The sequence below is a fragment of the Streptomyces sp. NPDC058052 genome (assembly GCF_042885515.1).
Lineage (GTDB): Bacteria > Actinomycetota > Actinomycetes > Streptomycetales > Streptomycetaceae > Streptomyces.
In genome coordinates, this window is sequence record NZ_JBHVRX010000018.1 from 1 (window position 1) to 19,382 (window position 19,382).

The window sequence follows — 19,382 nt, forward strand, 5'->3', positions numbered from 1 at the left end:
GGCCCGGGCATCCCGCCCGGGCCGGCCGTCGCCGTTCTCGTGCCCGGCGGGATCCGGAAGGGACGGCCTGGGCGGGCACCCCCTCGGCTAGGCGGGCACCCCCTCGGCCTCCTCCTCCACCGCCTCCTGGGGGCGGCGCTCAGGGAGCGTCTCGGGCAGCAGCGCGAAGCAGCCGAGGCTCACCAGCGCCACCACCGTCAGATAGGCCGCCACGCCCCACGGCGGGCCCGAGCCGCCGCCCTCCGACAGCGTGGTGGCCACGATCGGCGTCAGCGCCCCGCCGAGCACCCCCGCCAGGTTGTAGCCCACCGCCGCGCCCGTGCAGCGCACCCGGGGCTCGTACAGCTCCGGGAGGTACGCGGCGACCACCGCGAACATCGTGATGAAGGCCAGCAGCGCCCCCAGGAAGCCCAGGAACATCAGCAGCGGCTGCCGGGTGTGGAGCAGCGCCACCATCGGGAACATCCACAGCGCGGCCGCCGCGCACCCCGCCAGGCAGAGCGGCCGGCGGCCCCAGCGGTCGCCCAGCAGGGCGAGGAACGGCGTCGCCGCGCCCTTCACCGCCACCGCCGCCATCACGCAGAGCAGCATCACCGTGCTGCTCACCCCGAGCTTCTCGGTGCCGTAGGCCAGCGCCCAGGTGGAGACCGCGTAGAAGATCGCGTACCCCACGGCGAGCGCCCCGGCGGTCAGCAGGACGAGCCGCCAGTGGTCGCGGGCCACCTCGGCGAGCGGGGCGCTCGCCCGCCGTCCGGACGCGGACAGCTCCTCGAACTGCGGGGTCTCCGCGAGCGAGGAGCGCAGCAGCAGCCCGACGGCGGCGAGCAGGCCCGCCGCCCAGAACGGCACCCGCCACCCCCAGGACCGGAAGTCGGCGTCGCTCAGCCCGGCGGTGAGCGCCAGCATCGCGCCGTTCGCGAGGAGGAAGCCGACCGCCGGGCCGATCTGCGGGAAGCTCGCCCACAGCGCCCTGCGGTGCGGCGGGGCGTGCTCGGCGGTCAGCAGGACGGCCCCGCCCCACTCGCCGCCCAGCCCGAGTCCCTGGAGGAAGCGGAGCACGAGCAGCAGCAGGGGAGCGGCGACGCCGATCGCGTCGTACGTGGGGACGCAGCCGACGGCGACGGTGGCGCAGCCGGTGAGGAGCAGGGAGGCGAAGAGCACCGGCCGGCGCCCGTGCCGGTCGCCGATGTGCCCGAAGAGGACGGAGCCCATCGGGCGGGAGAGGAAGCCGACGGCGAAGGTGCCGAAGGCGGCGAGGGTCCCGGCGAGCGGGGAGAAGGTGGGGAAGAAGAGCGGCCCGAGGACGAGGGCCGCGGCCGTCCCGTAGACGAAGAAGTCGAAGAACTCGATGGCGGTGCCGACGAGGGAGGCGGCGGCGAGCCGGGGCATCGAGGGGGTGGGACGGGCCGTCGGCGGCGACGGAGCGTGACTGGGGTGCATGTGCCGCCAACTACCCGCCCGCCGTCCGGGTTACGGGGGCGTACGGGAGCGCCCCCGGTGTCACCGGGGGCGCTTCGGCACCGGGGGGGATCACCAGCCGCGCTCGCGCCACTCCGGGAGGTGGGGGCGCTCGTCACCGAGCGTGGTGTCCTTGCCGTGGCCGGGGTAGACCCAGGTCTCGTCCGGCAGCGCGGCGAAGAGCTTGGTCTCCACGTCGCGCAGGAGGCTGGCGAACGCCTCCGGGTCCTGCCGGGTGTTGCCGACGCCGCCGGGGAAGAGGCAGTCGCCGGTGAAGAGGTGCGGGTGGCCGTGCGGGTCGTCGTAGACCAGCGCGATCGAGCCGGGGGTGTGGCCGACGAGGTGCCGGGCGGTGAGCTCGACCTCGCCGACCCGGACGGTGTCGCCGTCCTCCACCAGGACGTCGGTGGCGACGGGGATGCCCTCCGCGTCGTGCGCGCCCGCGTACGTGGTGGCGCCGGTGGCGGCGACCACCTCGGCCAGGGCCTGCCAGTGGTCGCCGTGCCGGTGGGTGGTGACGACGGACGCGATGCCGTCGTCACCGATCAGCGTGAGCAGGGTCGCCGCCTCGGCGGCCGCGTCGATCAGCAGCTGCTGACCGGTGGCCCGGCAGCGCAACAGGTACGCGTTGTTGTCCATCGGGCCGACCGCGACCTTGGAGATCATCAGGTCCTTCAGCTCGTGGACGTCGGCCGGACCGCCCACCCTCACCGTTCCGCTGTACGTCATGGCCTCAGCGTAGCCCCGCCCGCCGACAGCGGTCCCGGGAAGGGCGGCTACAGCGGCGGGAGCTGGGGGAGCGGGCCGCCCTCGGTCTTCAGCGCCGCGCCGTCGCGGCGCCCGGCCAGCCAGCCGAGCAGCTCGGCCGCCGGGCCCGTGACGACGACGCCGCCCTCGCCCTCGGCGGCGCCGGTCGTCCAGGTGCGTCCGTCGCTCGTCCACAGCACGGTCGGCGGCACGCTCCCCAGGCCGCGGAAGCGCTCGGCGAGGAAGTCGATCTCGCGCTGGACGAACTCCTGGGGGAGGTCCTCCAGCTCGTAGCCGCAGCCGAGGTCCACGTGGTGCAGGGCCACCTCCACCCAGCGGCGGAAGGGGATCCGGGAGGCGCTGTCGGTGACGCCGTTGCGCAGCTCGACGGTGCGGCTCCAGTCGGCGGGCGCGGCGGCGGTCTCCCGGAAGCGCGCGTCCGTCGCGCGGACGTCGGCGAGCTGGGCGTCGAGGGGGCGGGGGGCGTCGCGCTCGATGTCGGCGTCGCGCGTCTCGGCGCTCGCGTACATCGGCCGGCCTTCGAGGACGTTCACCAGGGCGTCGGCGTTCCTGGCCAGGTGGGCGAGGACATGGCCGCGGGTCCAGCCGGGAAGCCGTGACGGCTCGGCGACGGACGCGTTGTCCCAGGAGGCGGCGTCGGTCAGCAGCCGCTCGGTGGCTTCGCGCAGGGAGGCGAGGTCGCGCTCGTGGTCGATCATGGCGCCGACCCTAGCGCCGACCACTCGTTCGGGTGAAGCAGGCGGGCGAACCCCGGAAATCGAATGTACGTGCTATAGGCTCGGTGGCGGCAACCGGCGACCGAGGAAGCATCCGGCATCCTTGGTTGTTGAGTGCTTCGGGTGTTCCGGCTCATCCGTCCAGGCGCATCTGTCCGGGCCGGCTGTCCGGGCGCACCCGCTCTCCCCTCCGCTCTCTCAAGAAAGGTGCGGACCGGCGTGGCCGACCGTCTCATCGTCCGTGGCGCGCGCGAGCACAACCTCAAGAACGTCTCGCTCGATCTCCCCCGTGACTCCCTCATCGTCTTCACCGGGCTCTCGGGATCGGGCAAGTCCTCCCTCGCGTTCGACACGATCTTCGCCGAGGGGCAGCGCCGGTACGTCGAGTCGCTCTCCTCGTACGCCAGGCAGTTCCTCGGCCAGATGGACAAGCCGGACGTGGACTTCATCGAGGGTCTCTCGCCCGCCGTCTCCATCGACCAGAAGTCGACCTCGCGCAACCCGCGCTCCACGGTCGGCACCATCACCGAGGTCTACGACTACCTCCGCCTCCTCTTCGCCCGCATCGGCAAGCCGCACTGTCCCGAGTGCCGCCGGCCGATCTCCCGCCAGTCGCCGCAGGCCATCGTCGACAAGGTCCTGGAGCTCCCCGAGGGCAGCCGCTTCCAGGTGCTCTCCCCGCTCGTGCGCGAGCGCAAGGGCGAGTTCGTCGACCTCTTCGCCGACCTCCAGACCAAGGGCTACAGCCGCGCCCGGGTGGACGGCGTGACGATCCAGCTCAGCGAGCCGCCGGCGCTCAAGAAGCAGGAGAAGCACACCATCGAGGTGGTCGTCGACCGCCTCACCGTGAAGGACAGCGCCAAGCGCCGCCTCACCGACTCCGTCGAGACCGCCCTCGGGCTCTCCGGCGGCATGGTCGTGCTCGACTTCGTCGACCTCGCGGAGGACGACCCCGAGCGCGAGAAGATGTACTCGGAGCACCTCTACTGCCCCTACGACGACCTCTCCTTCGAGGAGCTGGAGCCCCGCTCCTTCTCCTTCAACTCGCCCTTCGGCGCCTGCCCGGACTGCACCGGCATCGGCACCCGCATGGAGGTCGACCCCGAGCTGGTCGTCCCGGACGAGGAGAAGTCGCTCGACGAGGGCGCCATCCACCCCTGGTCCCACGGCCACACCAAGGAGTACTTCGGCCGGATGATCGACGGGCTCTCCCAGGCCCTCGGCTTCCGCACGGACATCCCCTACGCGGGCCTCCCGCAGCGGGCCAAGAAGGCCCTCATGCACGGCCACAAGACCCAGATCGAGGTCCGCTACCGGAACAGGTACGGGCGCGAGCGCGCCTGGACCAGCCCCGCCTTCGAAGGCGCCGTCTCCTTCGTGAAGCGGCGCCACAGCGAGGCCGAGAGCGACTCCAGCCGGGAGCGCTTCGAGGGCTACATGCGCGAGGTGCCCTGCCCCACCTGCCACGGCACCCGGCTCAAGCCGATCGTGCTCGCGGTCACCGTGATGGAGCGGTCCATCGCCGAGGTCTCCGCCATGTCCATCAGCGACTGCGCCGAGTTCCTCTCGCGCCTGAGGCTCAACGCCCGCGACAAGCGGATCGCCGAGCGGGTCCTCAAGGAGGTCAACGAGCGGCTGCGCTTCCTCGTCGACGTCGGCCTCGACTACCTCTCGCTCAACCGCGCGGCCGGCACCCTGTCCGGCGGCGAGGCCCAGCGCATCCGGCTCGCCACCCAGATCGGCTCCGGCCTGGTCGGCGTGCTCTACGTGCTCGACGAGCCGTCCATCGGCCTCCACCAGCGCGACAACCACCGCCTGATCGAGACCCTGGTCCGCCTCCGCGACATGGGCAACACGCTCATCGTCGTCGAGCACGACGAGGACACCATCAAGGTCGCCGACTGGGTCGTGGACATCGGCCCCGGCGCCGGCGAGCACGGCGGCAAGGTCGTCCACTCCGGCACCTTGAAGGAGCTCCTGGCCAACGAGGAGTCGATGACCGGGCAGTACCTGTCCGGCCGCCGGGCCATCACCACCCCGGACGTCCGCCGCCCGGTCGACCCCGGCCGGCTGCTCACCGTGCACGGCGCCCGGGAGAACAACCTGCGGGACATCGACGTCTCCTTCCCGCTGGGCGTCCTCACCGCCGTCACCGGCGTCTCCGGCTCCGGCAAGTCGACGCTGGTCAACGACATCCTCTACACCCACCTGGCGCGCGAGCTGAACGGCGCCAAGACGGTGCCCGGCCGCCACACGCGCGTGGACGGCGACGACCTCGTCGACAAGGTCGTGCACGTCGACCAGTCGCCGATCGGCCGCACCCCGCGCTCCAACCCGGCGACGTACACCGGTGTCTTCGACCACGTCCGCAAGCTCTTCGCGGAGACCATGGAGGCGAAGGTCCGGGGCTACCTGCCCGGCCGCTTCTCCTTCAACGTCAAGGGCGGCCGCTGCGAGAACTGCTCCGGCGACGGCACGATCAAGATCGAGATGAACTTCCTCCCGGACGTGTACGTGCCGTGCGAGGTCTGCCACGGGGCCCGGTACAACCGGGAGACCCTGGAGGTCCACTACAAGGGCAAGTCCATCGCCGAGGTCCTGGACATGCCGATCGAGGAGGCCCTCGACTTCTTCGAGGCCGTCCCCACGATCGCCCGCCACCTGCGGACGCTCAACGAGGTCGGGCTCGGGTACGTCCGGCTCGGGCAGTCGGCTCCGACGCTCTCCGGCGGCGAGGCGCAGCGCGTCAAGCTCGCCTCCGAGCTCCAGAAGCGGTCGACCGGCCGCACGGTCTACGTGCTGGACGAGCCGACCACCGGTCTCCACTTCGAGGACATCTCGAAGCTGATCACGGTGCTGTCCGGTCTGGTCGACAAGGGCAACTCGGTGATCGTCATCGAGCACAACCTCGACGTCATCAAGACCGCCGACTGGATCATCGACATGGGCCCCGAGGGCGGCAGCGGCGGCGGCATGGTCGTCGCCGAGGGCACCCCCGAGGAGGTCGCCTCGGAGCCGGCCAGCCACACCGGCAAGTTCCTCCGCGGGATCCTCGGCGCCGACCGGATCAGCGACGCGGGCGTCCGCGCGCCGCGCGGCGCGGCGGCGAAGAAGGCGGCCAAGAAGGCCCCGGCGAAGAAGGCCCCCGCCAAGAAGACGGCCACCGCGAAGACCGCCACGGCGGCCAAGGCGGCCAAGACGGCGAAGGCCCCGGCCAAGAAGACGGCGGCCCGCACCCGCAAGGCGTGACGCCGTCGCCCGTGCCGTCCGGCGGCCCCCTCGGGGTGCCCGCAGGACGGCACGGGCAGGGCCCCTTCGGGGGCCCGCGGGACGGCACGGGCAGCCCTCGCGGGCCCGGGCGCGGTCGTCGTACCGCGCCCGGGGCCCGGCCGAAACCGCACCAAACGGCGCGGGTATCGTCGGGGCAGACCACCGTCCCCCGCCCCCGTGGAGAACGATCATGTCCGGCCAGTCCACCCGCCGCACCGTCCTGAAGGGTGCCGCTCTCGCCGGTGCCGCCGGGCTGGGAGTCGCCGCCTGCTCCACCGAGTCCAAGCTGGGCCACGCCGGGGTGCCGACGCCCACCGCGCCGGTCGCCCTGGGCTCGCCGGACGAGGTCCCGGTCGGCGGCGCCAAGCTCTACCGCGAGCAGCGGCTCCTGGTGAGCTGCCCGGCCAAGGGCGAGTACAAGGCGTTCAGCGCCCAGTGCACCCACGCCGGCTGCGTCCTCGACAAGATCGAGGACAACGAGGGCAACTGCCCCTGCCACGGCAGCCGCTTCGACGTCACCACCGGCAAGGCCCTCAAGGGCCCCGCCACCGTCCCGCTGCCCGCCGTCGAGGTCCGCGTCGAGGGCGGACAGCTGGTCGCGGGACCGAAGGCCGCGCCCTCCGCCTGACCCCCGCCGGGCTCACTCCCAGTCCCAGTCGATCCCCAGGATCCCGGGACGCACCCCCTGCTCCACCAGGTGCACCGTGCGGTGCCGGCCGCCGAGCGTCAGCTCCGTCCGGCCACCGCGCGGCGCACCCGCCGACGCCTGGGCGAAGCGCCGGCACCGTACCGGCAGCGCCGCCTCGTCGAAGGCGACCTGGAGCACGTACTGGCCGCCCGCGAAGCTGAAGCCGCGCACGTACTCGCCGCTCGGACCGGCCGTCCCGTCCTCGAAGCCGTACGAGAACAGATGGGTGTCGCCGGCCCGCAGCCGCGCGTCGAAGAGCAGCTCGGCGACGAGCACCCCCGTCCCGGCGTGCCACCGCACCCGCCCCGTACGGCAGTTCTCCACCGCGAGGACGCGCACCCCGGAGGGGTCGCAGCCCGGATCGCCGTGGTGGATGGCGAGGTAGCGGTCGACGCCGTCCCGGTGCGCGCGCACCACGTGCTGCGACGCGCGCCCCACCAGTTCCCGGCCCGGCCCGATCCGCACCCGTTCGTGGTGGCCGACCGTGTGCAGCCCGCCGTCCGCCGGCGACTCCAGCTCCGCGAAGAGCTCCTCCACCGCGCCCGACGCCTCCACCAGCGAACGGTACGAGCGGCCCGCCGGCCGCTCGACCCCCTCCCGGGCCGCCGCGTCCTCCGACAGCAGCCGCAGCAGCGAGTTCCCCGGCAGCTGGAGCACCTCCTCCAGGGCCCGGACCGCCTTCAGCGACTCCGGCCGCTGGGGCCGGCGCGCGCCCTGCTGCCAGTAGCTCAGCGAGGTCACCCCGACCTTCACCCCCCGATGGGCGAGATGGTGCTGGACCCGCTGGAGCGGCAGGCCGCGCACGGCCAGCGCGGTGCGCAGCGCCAGGTGGAAGGGGCCGGTGTGCAGCAGCTGCACCAGATCGGCCTCGGTGTGGCTCACACGGGCTCCTCGGTGAACGTTCACGCCCGGGCCGCGGACCGGCGCGGCCCGGGCGGCGGGCGGGCTGGTGGACGGCGGGCGCGCGTTCACACGTACGCCCCACCGTTCACAGCCCGATGTCACCCCGCATTGAAGCGTGTTGACCCGCTCCCGACAACGACCGATGCTCCAAGCGGTGTCCGGACGCCACCCCCACCCCCCACGCACCCCCCACCCATCCCCACCCCCCGCACTGGGAGGAACCCCCATGCGCAGACGACTCCAGAACAGGAAGAGGGGCCTCGTGGCGTTCGCCGCCGCAGCGCTCCTCCTCGTCCCCACCGCGGCCTCGGCGTCCGCCGCGCCGGCGCCCGTCCCCGCCTCCGCCCCGGCACCCGCGGCCGGCGAGGCCGCCGCCGTCCTCGCCTCCAAGCGGCTGAACATCACCATGCAGGCCCAGCAGAAGACCAACTGGTGCTGGGCGGCCGGCGGGAACACCATCGCCACCTGGTTCGGCCGCGGCTACAGCCAGAACCAGTTCTGCAACGCCGCCTTCCAGCGGCAGCAGGGGTACGACTGCCCCAACTGGCAGGCCACGCTCGGCAACGTCCAGACCGGCCTCTCCTGGGCGGGCGTCAGCCCCGGCTCGTACGTCGACGGCTGGCTCCGCTACTCCACCGTCCAGACCGAGATCGACGCCGACCGGCCGATCGAGACCCGCATCCAGTGGGCCGGCGGCGGCGGCCACATGCACGTGCTGTACGGCTACGACGACGCCAACAGCTGGGTGTACTGGGGAGACCCGTGGCCTTCCAGCAATCGCTACAACTGGGCCTCCCACGCGTGGTACGTGAACAACGCCTCCTTCTCCTGGACCCACTCCCTCTACCGGATCGGGGCGTGATCATGACCACCACGGCACTCGTCACCGGAGCCGCCGCGCTCCTCGCCCTCGCCGCCGGGGCACCCGCCGCCGCGGCAGCCCCGGCCACCGACCCGCTGCCGGTCGCGCCGACCGCCGAGCGGGCCGCCGCCGCACCGGAGACCCTGGCCACCCTGGGCCGCTTCTTCGCCCGCGACGGGGCGCTCGCCCGTATCGCCGCGGCGCCCCGGATATCCGGCGCGTCCGTTCCGGTGCGGATCCTCTCCGCGGACTTCGTCGCCGGCACGGCGGGCGCGCCCGTGGCCCGCGAGGAGTTCCGGGCCAGCCTCGCCGTCGCCGCCGACGGACAGAAGGCGTCCCTGTGGACGGTGAAGCGCCCCGGCGGCTGGCAGGTGGTGAACATCGCCACCGGCGACGACGAGCTCCGGTACGCGCGCGAGGGGGCCCGCAGACTCCCCGGCGGCCTGGTCTTCCGCGAGCCGCAGATCGACGCCTGGTACGTCCAGAAGGGCACGAAGGTGCTGCCGCTGGACGAGGACGCGGTGACCGCCGTCGGCAGGAACGGGACGACCCTCGCCGCCTACCGGGACCGGGTCACGCGCGCGTACGCCGACAAGCTCCCCGGCTCCGCCTACGCCCGCAAGGGCGCCGCGGGCGGCTACGCGCCCGACGCCGCGGCCCCCGGAGCCGCTCCGGCCCCGGCCCGCGCGGCGGCCGCGGGGGCGCCCGGGCCCCGGCCGGCGGCGCCCACGGCCGCCGAGCCCCACCACCAGCCCGCCGCGGCCACCGCCGCCTCCACGATCGCCGCCCTCGGCGCCGTGGCGGCCCTCGCCCTCACCGGCGCCGCCGCCCTCCGCCGCCGCGCGACCGCCCGCCGCGCGCGGGAGTCCTGACCCGCCCGCCCGTGCGTCCCGACCCACCTGCCGAGGAGTCCTGACCCGTCCGCCCCGGAGTCCCGCCCCACCCGCGCGGGAGTCCTGGCCCTTCCGGCCGGAGCCGCTCCCGCACCGCCCCTCCCGCCCCCGCCGCCCGGCCCACGAGGCCGACCGCCGGCGCGCACGGCCCGGGACGCCCACGAGGCGTCCCGGGCCGACGGGCGCGCCGCCCGGGACGGGCCCGGGAGCGCCCGTGCGCACGCCCTCGGTGTCGCTCTCCGCCAGTAGGGTGGGGGCCATGGCCGACCCCTCCAGCTACCGCCCCAAGCCGGGTCAGATCCCGGACTCGCCGGGTGTCTACAAGTTCCGGGACGAGCACCGGCGGGTGATCTACGTCGGGAAGGCGAAGTCGCTGAAGCAGCGGCTGGCCAACTACTTCCAGCCGCTCGTGAGCCTCCACCCGCGGACCGCCACCATGGTGACCACGGCCGCCTCCGTGGAGTGGACGGTGGTCTCGACCGAGGTCGAGGCGCTCCAGCTGGAGTACACCTGGATCAAGGAGTACGACCCCCGGTTCAACGTGAAGTACCGGGACGACAAGAGCTACCCCTACCTCGCGGTCACGCTGAACGAGGAGTTCCCGCGCGTCCAGGTCATGCGCGGCCACAAGAAGAAGGGCGTCCGCTACTTCGGGCCGTACGCGCACGCGTGGGCGATCCGCGAGACCGTCGACCTGATGCTGCGGGTCTTCCCCGTGCGGACCTGCTCGGCCGGGGTGTTCCGCAACGCCGCCTCGGCCGGACGCCCCTGCCTGCTCGGCTACATCGGCAAGTGCTCGGCCCCCTGCGTCGGCCGGGTCACGCCCGAGGAGCACCGGGAACTGGCCGCCGAGTTCTGCGACTTCATGGCCGGCCGCACCGGCACGTACATCCGCCGCCTGGAGAAGCGGATGATGGTGGCGGCCGAGGACATGGAGTACGAGAAGGCGGCCCGGCTCCGCGACGACATAGAGGCGCTGCGCCGCGCCATGGAGAAGAGCGCCGTCGTCCTCGCCGACGCCACCGACGCCGACCTGATCGCCCTCGCCGAGGACGAGCTGGAGGCCGCCGTCCAGATCTTCCACGTCCGCGGCGGACGCGTCCGCGGCCAGCGCGGCTGGGTCACCGACAAGGTCGAGGCCGTCGACACCGCCGGGCTCGTCGAGCACGCCCTCCAGCAGCTGTACGGCGAGGAGAGCGGCGACGCCGTCCCCAAGGAGGTCCTGGTCCCGGCGCTGCCCGAGGACGCCGAGGCCGTCACCCAGTGGCTCTCCGGCCGCCGCGGCTCCCAGGTCTCCCTGCGGATCCCGCAGCGCGGCGACAAGAAGGATCTGATGGCGACGGTCGCGCGCAACGCTCAGCAGGCCCTGGTCCTCCACAAGACCAAGCGCGCCAGCGACCTCACCACCCGCTCCCGCGCCCTGGAGGAGATCGCCGAGGCCCTGGACCTGGAGTCGGCGCCGCTGCGCATCGAGTGCTTCGACATCTCCCACCTCCAGGGCGAGGACGTCGTCGCCTCCATGGTCGTCTTCGAGGACGGGCTGCCCCGCAAGAGCGAGTACCGCCGCTTCCAGATCAAGACCTTCGAGGGCCAGGACGACGTCCGCTCCATGCACGAGGTGATCGGCCGCCGCTTCCGCCGTTACCTCGCCGAGAAGGAGAGGACCGGGGAGTGGGGCGAGGACGGCGAGGTCGCCGTGGACGAGGCCGGCGACGACGGCCGCCCCAAGCGCTTCGCCTACCCGCCGCAGCTCGTCGTCGTCGACGGCGGACAGCCGCAGGTCGCCGCCGCCCGCCGCGCCCTCGACGAGCTCGGCATCGACGACGTCGCCGTCTGCGGCCTCGCCAAGCGCCTGGAGGAGGTCTGGCTGCCCGGCGAGGACGACCCGGTCGTGCTGCCCCGCTCCAGCGAGGGCCTCTACCTGCTCCAGCGGGTCCGTGACACGGCTCACGATTTCGCCATCCGCTACCAGCGCTCCAAGCGGACCAAACGGCTCCGGAGCAGCCCCCTCGACGCCGTCCCCGGTCTCGGCGACACGCGCAAACAGGCCCTGATCAAGCATTTCGGCTCGGTGAAGCGGCTGAAGCAGGCGACAATCGAGCAGATCTGTGAGGTCCCCGGCTTCGGCCGGAAGACCGCGGAGGCGATCGCCGTGGCCCTGGCCCAGGCGGCCCCCGCCGCACCCGCCGTGAACACGGCCACAGGAGAGATCATGGAAGACGACGGGGGCACCACCGCATGACCGACCGCCACCCCGGCGACGGGCACCACACGCACGACGGGCACCACCGAGAAGACGGAGCAGGACACGTGAGTACGGGCACGAAGGAGACCGCGGGCGACAACGGCGCCGAGGCGGCCATCCCCGAGCTGGTGATCATCTCCGGCATGTCCGGAGCCGGCCGGTCCACCGCGGCGAAGTGTCTGGAGGACCTGGGCTGGTTCGTCGTCGACAACCTGCCGCCCGCGCTGATCCCCACCATGGTGGAGCTCGGCGCCCGCTCGCAGGGCAACGTCGCCCGGATCGCGGTCGTCGTCGACGTCCGCGGCCGGCAGTTCTTCGACGCCCTGCGGGAGTCCCTCGCCGACCTCGACGCCAAGCAGGTCACCCGCCGGATCGTCTTCCTGGAGTCCTCCGACGAGGCATTGGTCCGCCGCTTCGAGTCCGTCCGCCGCCCCCACCCCCTCCAGGGCGACGGCCGCATCGTCGACGGCATCGCCGCCGAGCGCGACCTGCTGCGCGAGCTGCGCGGCGACGCCGACCTCGTCATCGACACCTCCAGCCTCAACGTCCACGAACTGCGCGCCAAGATGGACGCCCAGTTCGCCGGCGACGAGGAGCCCGAGCTGCGGGCCACCGTCATGTCCTTCGGCTTCAAGTACGGCCTGCCCGTCGACGCCGACCTCGTCGTGGACATGCGCTTCCTGCCCAACCCGCACTGGGTCCCCGAGCTGCGCCCGTACACCGGCCTCAACGAGGAGGTGGCGAACTACGTCTACAACCAGCCCGGCGCCAAGGAGTTCCTGGACCGCTACACCGAGCTGCTCCAGCTGATCGCCGCCGGCTACCGCCGCGAGGGCAAGCGGTACGTCACCATCGCCGTCGGCTGCACCGGCGGCAAGCACCGCTCCGTCGCCACCGCCGAGAAGCTGGCCGCCCGCATCGCCGCCGAGGGCGTCGAGACGGTGGTCGTCCACCGTGACATGGGGCGCGAGTGAAGCCGTACCGCCGGCGCTCCTCCTCCACCCTCTCGGTGAAGCGGACGCTCCGCAGGCGCGGCGCCCAGCCGAAGGTCGTCGCCCTCGGCGGCGGCATGGGCCTCTCCGCCTCCCTCGCCGCGCTGCGGCGGATCACCGGTGACCTGACCGCCGTCGTCACCGTCGCCGACGACGGGGGCTCCAGCGGCCGGCTCCGGGAGGAACTGGGCGTGCTGCCCCCGGGCGACCTGCGCAAGGCGCTCGCCGCCCTCTGCGGCGACGACGACTGGGGCCAGACCTGGGCCCGGGTCATCCAGCACCGCTTCCGGTCCAAGGGCGAGATGGGCGGCCACGCCGTCGGCAACCTGCTGATCGTCGCCCTCTGGGAGCAGCTGGGCGGCGACCCCGTGCAGGCCCTCGACCTGGTCGGCCGGCTGCTCGGCGCCCAGGGCCGGGTGCTGCCCATGTCCGCCGTGCCACTGGAGCTCCAGGCCCTGGTCAGGGGCCACGACCCGGCGCGCCCGGACGACGTGGACACGGTCCGCGGCCAGGCCACCGTGGCGCTCACCCCGGGGGAGGTGCAGTCCGTGCACCTGGTGCCGCACGACCCGCCGGCCGTGCCGGAGGCCGTCGCGGCGGTCCTCGACGCGGACTGGGTCGTCCTCGGCCCGGGGTCCTGGTTCTCCTCGGTGATTCCGCACCTGCTCGTGCCCGAACTGCTCGACGCCTTGGTCGAGACGAAGGCCCGCAAGGTGCTCTCGCTGAACCTCGCGCCCCAGCCGGGAGAAACAGAGGGCTTCTCCCCGCAGCGTCATTTGGAGGTTTTGGGACGACACGCCCCTAAACTCGCCCTGGACGTGGTGCTGGCCGACGAGGCCGCCGTGCCCGACGTGTCAGCCAGGGAACCCCTCGTCGACGCCGCCAAGCGGCTCGGCGCCGCGCTCGAGCTGGCGCCGGTGGCCCGTGCCGACGGCTCTCCGAAGCACGACCCGGAGCAGTTGGCCGCCGCGTACGACCGTATTTTTCGGATGCATGGAAGGATCGGCCCATGGCGATGACGGCAGCGGTGAAGGACGAGATCTCCCGGCTTCCCGTCACCCGGACCTGCTGCAGGAAGTCGGAGGTCTCGTCGATCCTGCGGTTCGCGGGCGGTCTGCACCTGGTCAGCGGCCGGATCGTGATCGAGGCGGAGCTCGACACGGCGATGGCGGCCCGGCGGCTGAAGCGGGACATCCTGGAGATCTTCGGGCACAGCTCGGAACTGATCGTGATGGCCCCCGGCGGGCTGCGGCGCGGCTCCCGCTTCGTGGTGCGCGTGGTGGCCGGCGGCGACCAGCTGGCCCGGCAGACGGGTCTGGTCGATGGCCGGGGCCGCCCCATCCGGGGCCTGCCCCCGCAGGTCGTCTCCGGGGCCACCTGTGACGCCGAGGCGGCCTGGCGCGGAGCCTTCCTCGCCCACGGCTCGCTGACCGAGCCGGGCCGCTCCTCCTCCCTGGAGGTCACCTGCCCCGGCCCGGAGGCCGCGCTCGCCCTCGTCGGCGCCGCCCGCCGGCTCTCCATCGCCGCCAAGGCCCGCGAGGTCCGCGGTGTGGACCGGGTCGTGGTCCGCGACGGCGACGCCATCGGAGCCCTGCTCACCCGGCTCGGCGCGCACGAGTCGGTGCTGGCCTGGGAGGAGCGGCGGATGCGCCGCGAGGTCCGCGCCACCGCCAACCGGCTGGCCAACTTCGACGACGCCAACCTGCGCCGCTCGGCCCGCGCCGCCGTCGCGGCGGGCGCCCGGGTGCAGCGCGCCCTGGAGATCCTGGGCGAGGAGGTGCCGGAGCACCTCGCGGCCGCCGGACGGCTGCGCATGGAGCACAAGCAGGCGTCCCTGGAGGAGCTGGGCGCGCTCGCCGACCCGCCGCTCACCAAGGACGCGGTGGCCGGCCGGATCCGCCGGCTGCTCGCCATGGCCGACAAGCGGGCGCAGGACCTGGGCATCCCCGGCACCGAGTCGAACCTGACGGAGGAGCTGGACGAGAGCCTGGTCGGCTGAGCCCGGCCCCGGCCCGCGGCCCGGCCCCGGTCCGTACGGCCCCCGCCCCGCCCGGGGCGGGGGCCGTCCCCGTTCCCGTCCCCGTTCCCGTCCCCGTTCCCGTCCCCGTTCCCGTCCCCGTTCCCGTCCCCGTCCCCGTTCCCGTCCCCGTTCCCGTCCCCGTCACCCATCCCCTCCCGCTCCGGCGTCCCCGGTTCAGCGGTGGGAATCATGAACTCCGCAGCGATGAAACCTTTCTGAAGTCGCATCAGCATCCGTGTGTCCCAGGCGTGTTGCGGCGAGGCACCCTTGACAGGCCCATGGACGCCCATGAGCCTGGCATCCGTTCTTCTTCGTGACGGATCACACCGAGGGGGGCTCATGAGACGAAGGGCGCGCGCGATCCTCGCCGCCGCTTCACTGCTGATCGCCGGAGTCGCGGCGGCACCCGCCGCCGGAGCGCGGCCGGCGGACCCGGAGGGCGGCGACGCCCTCTCCGTATGGCGGGCCACGGTCACCAAGGAGCAGGTGCCACTGCTCCTGGAGGCCGGGGCCGACGGCCACGAACTGACCGAGCAGGTGCCCGAACGCGGCACCGCCACCGTCGAGGTGTACCTCACCGAGGCGCAGGCCGGAGCGCTGCGCGGCCGGGGCGTCCCGGTCGCCGAGCACGACCCCGGCCCGGCCGCCGTCCGGCGCTCGGCCGCCGCCGGCGACGGCGTCTTCCGCCCGTACGGCGGCTCCGGCGGCCTCAAGGCGGAGCTCCTCGCCACCGCCGCCGCCCACCCCGACCTCACCAAGGTCGTCTCGATCGGCAAGACGCTCAAGGGCCAGGACATCCTCGCGGTCAAGGTCAGCAAGGGCGCCCGCAAGGCGAAGGACGGCAGCAGGCCGGCCACCCTGTACCTCTCCAACCAGCACGCCCGCGAGTGGATCACCCCGGAGATGACCAGGCGGCTGTTCCACCACTACCTCGACAACTACGGCACCGACGAGCGGATCACCCGGATCGTCGACTCCACCGAGCTGTGGTTCGTGCTCTCCGCCAACCCGGACGGCTACGACTTCACCCACGCCGACCCGGCCAACCGCCAGTGGCGCAAGAACCTCCGCGACAACGACGGCGACGGCGCGATCGGCACCGGCGACGGCGTCGACCTCAACCGGAACTTCGCCTACAAGTGGGGCTACGACGACGAGGGCTCGTCCCCCGACCCGGCCGACGAGACCTTCCGCGGCAAGGGCCCCATGTCCGAGCCGGAGACCCGCGCCCTGGACGCCTTCCAGAAGCGCATCGGCTTCTCGTACGGCATCAACTACCACTCCGCCGCCCAGCTGCTGCTGTACGGCGTCGGCTGGCAGGTCGCCACCGACACCCCCGACGACACCGCCCTCAGGGCGCTCGCCGGCACCCCGCAGAACTCCGCGGTCCCCGGCTACCGGCCGCAGGTCTCCTCCGAGCTGTACATCACCAACGGCGAGGCCGACGGACACGCCGCCAACGTCAACGGCATGCAGATGTTCACCCCGGAGATGTCCACCTGCGCCACCGCCTCCCGGGTCGACCCGGACGACGCCTGGGAGGCCGCCGACTGCGCCTCCGTCTTCACCTTCCCCGACGACGAGAAGCTGATCCAGGCCGAGTTCGCCAAGAACATCCCCTTCGCGCTCGCCGTCGCCGAGTCCGCCGCCCGCCCCGACGACCCGGTCTCCCCGGTCGGCGCCCCGGCCGCGGCCCTCACCCCCGACCCGTTCACCACCTCCTACGCCGCCGCCGGCGAGGAGCAGCAGGTCGCGGTCACCGCCCGCGCGTCCCTCCGTGCCAAGACCCTCCACTACCGGATCAACGGCGGCCGCACCCACCGCGCCGGAGTGGAGGCGTGGGACGGCGGAGAGACCTACGGCGGCGAGGACAACCTGTACTACGACCAGTACCGGGGCGAGGTGCGGGGCGCCCGGCCCGGCGACTCCGTCGAGGTCTGGTTCACCGCCCGGGGCCGCGACGGCCGGACCACCGCCTCCACCCCCTTCACGTACAAGGTCGCCGAACGCGCCCGCGGGGACGTCCTCGTCCTCGCCGAGGAAGGCGGGACGAGCGCCGCCCGGCACGCGGACACGTACACGGGGACGCTCGCCGCGACCGGCCGGAAGGCCGCCGTCTGGGACGTCGCCACCCAGGGCGTCCCGCACGCCCTCGGCACCCTCTCCCACTTCCGCACCGTCGTCTGGTACACCGGCGCCGAGCGGCCCTCCGGGGCCGTCCAGCTCGCCGTCCGCTCCTACCTCAACGAGGGCGGCAAGCTGCTCAACGCCGGCGAGAAGACCGGCGGACTCACCCGGATCGGCCGGGCCGAGTCCAACGACTTCGCCCAGTACTACCTCGGCGCCTACCACCGGGCCGGGCTGAACGGCCCGTCGTCCTTCGCCGGCGCCGGCCGCCTCGCCGGACCGGCCACCGGGCTCGGCGCCGCCGACGGCAACCCGCTGGACAACGCCGGCGCCTTCACCGTCACCTCCGGCACCCTCGACCCGGAGCGGTTCCCGCAGTTCGCCTCCAGCGCCCCGGCCGGCGACTACCCCGGCCTGCGGACCCCGTTCGAACCGGCCGAGGGCAGCACCTTCGCCGCCGTCCGGCACGCCGACGACACCTGGGCCCGGCTCACCCGGACCGTCGACCTCACCGGCACCACCGCCGCCGACGGCCCCCGGCTCGACTTCCAGATCAGCTACGACACCGAGCCCGGTTACGACAACCTCGTCGTCGAGGCCCGCACCGCAGGGCAGGACGACTGGACCACCCTGCCGGACCGCAACGGCGGCACCTCCGCGGAGCCGCCCGCCGACTGCGGCGAGGGCTACTACCTGAAGCTCCACCCCGCCCTCGGCCGCTACCTCACCCTCGGCGAGGACGGCTGCGCGCCCACCGGCACCACCGGAGCCTGGCACGCCTTCACCGGCCCCTCCAACGGCTGGCGGCAGGCGTCCGTCGACCTCTCCGCCTGGGCGGGCAAGCAGGTCGAGCTCTCCCTGTCGTACGTCTCCGACCCCGGCACCGGCGAGACCGGCGCCTTCGTCGACGACGTCCGGCTGGTCACCGCCGCGGGCACCGAGCGGGAGGGCTTCGAGAGCTCGCTCGGCGCCTGGACCGTCCCCGGCGCACCGGCCGGCAGCCCCGGCAACGCCGCCGACTGGGCCCGCTCGCCCGGCCTGTTCCACTCCGTCGCCGCCGTCACCACCCGCGACACCGTCCTCCTCGGCTTCGGCCTGGAGCACGTCGGATCCGGGGCCGAACGGCAGCGGCTCCTCGACCGTGCCCTCACCGCGCTCCGCCGCTGACGGAGAGTAGTGGGGCCGAAGGTCCCAAGACGGCCCGTACCTGTTGACAGGTACGGGCCGTCGGCCATTTTCCGGGGATTTTCCGGGCGCGAACGGCAGCGCTCGATGTCACCCGGGGGCGGCGGTGGAGGTAGGGTCGGAAGCGGTCGGGGACATCCCAAAAAAATCAAGATCTAGCCGGTGTGACATATCACCCGGCTTTCCTAACGAGGAGATCGGTTCGTGACGATCCGCGTAGGCATCAACGGCTTTGGCCGTATCGGTCGCAACTACTTCCGCGCGCTCCTTGAGCAGGGTGCCGACATCGAGGTCGTGGCCGTCAACGACCTGGGCGACACCGCGACCACGGCCCACCTGCTGAAGTACGACACCATCCTGGGCCGCCTCAAGGCCGAGGTGTCCCACACCGCCGACACCATCACCGTCGACGGCCACACCATCAAGGTGCTGTCCGAGCGCGACCCCGCCGACATCCCGTGGGGCGACCTGGGCGTCGACATCGTCATCGAGTCCACCGGCATCTTCACCAAGCGGGCGGACGCCGCCAAGCACCTCGCCGGCGGCGCGAAGAAGGTCCTCATCTCGGCTCCGGCCAAGGACGAGGACATCACCATCGTCATGGGCGTCAACCAGGACAAGTACGACCCGGCGAACCACGACGTCATCTCCAACGCGTCCTGCACCACCAACTGCGTCGCCCCGATGGCCAAGGTCCTCGACGAGAACTTCGGCATCGTCCGCGGCCTCATGACGACGGTCCACGCCTACACGAACGACCAGCGCATCCTGGACTTCCCGCACAAGGACCTGCGCCGCGCCCGCGCCGCCGCGGAGAACATCATCCCGACCACGACCGGTGCCGCCAAGGCCACCGCCCTGGTCCTCCCGCAGCTCAAGGGCAAGCTGGACGGCATCGCCATGCGCGTCCCGGTCCCGACCGGCTCGGCCACCGACCTGGTCGTCACCCTCGACCGCGAGGTCACCCGCGACGAGGTCAACGCAGCCTTCAAGAAGGCGGCCGAGGACGGCCCGCTCAAGGGCATCCTCTTCTACACCGAGGACCCGATCGTCTCCTCGGACATCGTCAGCGACCCGGCGTCGTGCACCTTCGACTCCTCCCTGACCATGGTCCAGGACGGCAACAACATCAAGATCCTCGGCTGGTACGACAACGAGTGGGGCTACTCCAACCGTCTCGTCGACCTCACCACCTTCGTCGGCGACCAGCTCTGACGTACTAGGGTTCAGCAGGGCAGGCTTTCGATGTGAGCAG

General features: G+C 73.0%; 14 protein-coding genes. 10 read left to right on the plus strand and 4 right to left on the minus strand.

The genetic code is table 11. The features are described 5' to 3' along the window. Window positions 1-87 precede the first annotated feature (87 nt). The 3 genes from ACFVU3_RS23805 to ACFVU3_RS23815 form a co-directional block, all read right to left on the minus strand. A complete protein-coding gene (locus tag ACFVU3_RS23805) occupies window positions 88-1,389 on the minus strand; it encodes an MFS transporter (protein ID WP_390069294.1) in 1,302 nt (433 codons plus the stop codon). Window positions 1,390-1,530: 141 nt separating this feature from the next. Continuing rightward, a complete protein-coding gene (locus tag ACFVU3_RS23810; protein WP_390069069.1) occupies window positions 1,531-2,187 on the minus strand; it encodes an MBL fold metallo-hydrolase in 657 nt (218 codons plus the stop codon). 47 nt (window positions 2,188-2,234) lie between these two features. Beyond that, a complete protein-coding gene (locus tag ACFVU3_RS23815) occupies window positions 2,235-2,924 on the minus strand; it encodes a maleylpyruvate isomerase family mycothiol-dependent enzyme (protein WP_390069071.1) in 690 nt (229 codons plus the stop codon). A 237-nt stretch (window positions 2,925-3,161) separates the two neighbouring features. On the opposite strand from ACFVU3_RS23815, the gene uvrA reads away from it, so the two are divergent. Next, window positions 3,162-6,191 carry an excinuclease ABC subunit UvrA gene (uvrA, locus tag ACFVU3_RS23820; RefSeq protein WP_390069073.1) on the plus strand — a complete coding sequence of 1,010 codons (3,030 nt, stop codon included), beginning with the start codon at window positions 3,162-3,164 and terminating at the stop codon, window positions 6,189-6,191. A 211-nt stretch (window positions 6,192-6,402) separates the two neighbouring features. Beyond that, entirely contained in the window at window positions 6,403-6,840 is a 438-nt protein-coding gene (locus tag ACFVU3_RS23825) for a Rieske (2Fe-2S) protein (protein ID WP_390069075.1), read from the plus strand. 12 nt (window positions 6,841-6,852) lie between these two features. Here the strand turns inward: ACFVU3_RS23825 and ACFVU3_RS23830 are convergent, their stop codons facing one another. Continuing rightward, the gene (locus tag ACFVU3_RS23830) at window positions 6,853-7,782 is read right to left on the minus strand and encodes a hypothetical protein (protein WP_390069077.1); all 930 of its coding nucleotides are present in this window, start codon (window positions 7,780-7,782) and stop codon (window positions 6,853-6,855) included. A 247-nt stretch (window positions 7,783-8,029) separates the two neighbouring features. Here ACFVU3_RS23830 and ACFVU3_RS23835 point away from each other — a divergent pair, with 247 nt between their 5' ends. The 8 genes from ACFVU3_RS23835 to gap all read left to right on the plus strand — a co-directional run bounded on the left by ACFVU3_RS23835 (window position 8,030) and on the right by gap (window position 19,342). Next, window positions 8,030-8,665 carry a papain-like cysteine protease family protein gene (locus ACFVU3_RS23835; RefSeq protein WP_390069079.1) on the plus strand — a complete coding sequence of 212 codons (636 nt, stop codon included), beginning with the start codon at window positions 8,030-8,032 and terminating at the stop codon, window positions 8,663-8,665. Window positions 8,666-8,667: 2 nt separating this feature from the next. After that, complete coding sequence (locus ACFVU3_RS23840) at window positions 8,668-9,537, plus strand: hypothetical protein (RefSeq protein ID WP_390069081.1); 870 nt, start codon at window positions 8,668-8,670, stop codon at window positions 9,535-9,537. Between the two features lie 280 nt (window positions 9,538-9,817). Then, on the plus strand, window positions 9,818-11,800 hold the full coding sequence (gene uvrC, locus ACFVU3_RS23845) for an excinuclease ABC subunit UvrC (protein WP_390069082.1): 1,983 nt from the start codon (window positions 9,818-9,820) through the stop codon (window positions 11,798-11,800). Continuing rightward, window positions 11,797-12,777 (plus strand): RNase adapter RapZ, encoded by a 981-nt coding sequence (rapZ, locus tag ACFVU3_RS23850; RefSeq protein ID WP_079021787.1) that lies wholly within the window; start codon window positions 11,797-11,799, stop codon window positions 12,775-12,777. The genes uvrC and rapZ overlap by 4 nt, the downstream gene beginning before the upstream one ends. Continuing rightward, window positions 12,774-13,814, plus strand: coding sequence for a uridine diphosphate-N-acetylglucosamine-binding protein YvcK (yvcK, locus tag ACFVU3_RS23855; protein WP_390069084.1), 1,041 nt, complete (start codon window positions 12,774-12,776; stop codon window positions 13,812-13,814). Before rapZ ends, yvcK begins: the two co-directional genes overlap by 4 nt. Further along, window positions 13,805-14,794, plus strand: a complete 990-nt coding sequence (whiA, locus tag ACFVU3_RS23860; RefSeq protein ID WP_030746080.1) for a DNA-binding protein WhiA — start codon at window positions 13,805-13,807, stop codon at window positions 14,792-14,794. Before yvcK ends, whiA begins: the two co-directional genes overlap by 10 nt. Window positions 14,795-15,154: 360 nt before the next feature. Continuing rightward, entirely contained in the window at window positions 15,155-18,109 is a 2,955-nt protein-coding gene (locus tag ACFVU3_RS23865) for a M14 family zinc carboxypeptidase (protein ID WP_390069086.1), read from the plus strand. Between the two features lie 222 nt (window positions 18,110-18,331). Next, window positions 18,332-19,342 carry a type I glyceraldehyde-3-phosphate dehydrogenase gene (gap, locus tag ACFVU3_RS23870; RefSeq protein WP_390069088.1) on the plus strand — a complete coding sequence of 337 codons (1,011 nt, stop codon included), beginning with the start codon at window positions 18,332-18,334 and terminating at the stop codon, window positions 19,340-19,342. Window positions 19,343-19,382 lie beyond the last annotated feature (40 nt).

What these genes read in the sequence shown, in the direction of transcription:
- ACFVU3_RS23805 (WP_390069294.1), bottom strand. Translation starts at nt 1,389, where the DNA reads ATGCCCCGGCTCGCCGCCGCCTCCCTCGTCGGCACCGCCATCGAGTTC.
- ACFVU3_RS23810 (WP_390069069.1), bottom strand. Translation starts at nt 2,187, where the DNA reads ATGACGTACAGCGGAACGGTGAGGGTGGGCGGTCCGGCCGACGTCCAC.
- ACFVU3_RS23815 (WP_390069071.1), bottom strand. Translation starts at nt 2,924, where the DNA reads ATGATCGACCACGAGCGCGACCTCGCCTCCCTGCGCGAAGCCACCGAG.
- ACFVU3_RS23825 (WP_390069075.1), top strand. Translation starts at nt 6,403, where the DNA reads ATGTCCGGCCAGTCCACCCGCCGCACCGTCCTGAAGGGTGCCGCTCTC.
- ACFVU3_RS23835 (WP_390069079.1), top strand. Translation starts at nt 8,030, where the DNA reads ATGCGCAGACGACTCCAGAACAGGAAGAGGGGCCTCGTGGCGTTCGCC.
- ACFVU3_RS23840 (WP_390069081.1), top strand. Translation starts at nt 8,668, where the DNA reads ATGACCACCACGGCACTCGTCACCGGAGCCGCCGCGCTCCTCGCCCTC.
- uvrC (WP_390069082.1), top strand. Translation starts at nt 9,818, where the DNA reads ATGGCCGACCCCTCCAGCTACCGCCCCAAGCCGGGTCAGATCCCGGAC.
- rapZ (WP_079021787.1), top strand. Translation starts at nt 11,797, where the DNA reads ATGACCGACCGCCACCCCGGCGACGGGCACCACACGCACGACGGGCAC.
- whiA (WP_030746080.1), top strand. Translation starts at nt 13,805, where the DNA reads ATGGCGATGACGGCAGCGGTGAAGGACGAGATCTCCCGGCTTCCCGTC.
- ACFVU3_RS23865 (WP_390069086.1), top strand. Translation starts at nt 15,155, where the DNA reads ATGAGACGAAGGGCGCGCGCGATCCTCGCCGCCGCTTCACTGCTGATC.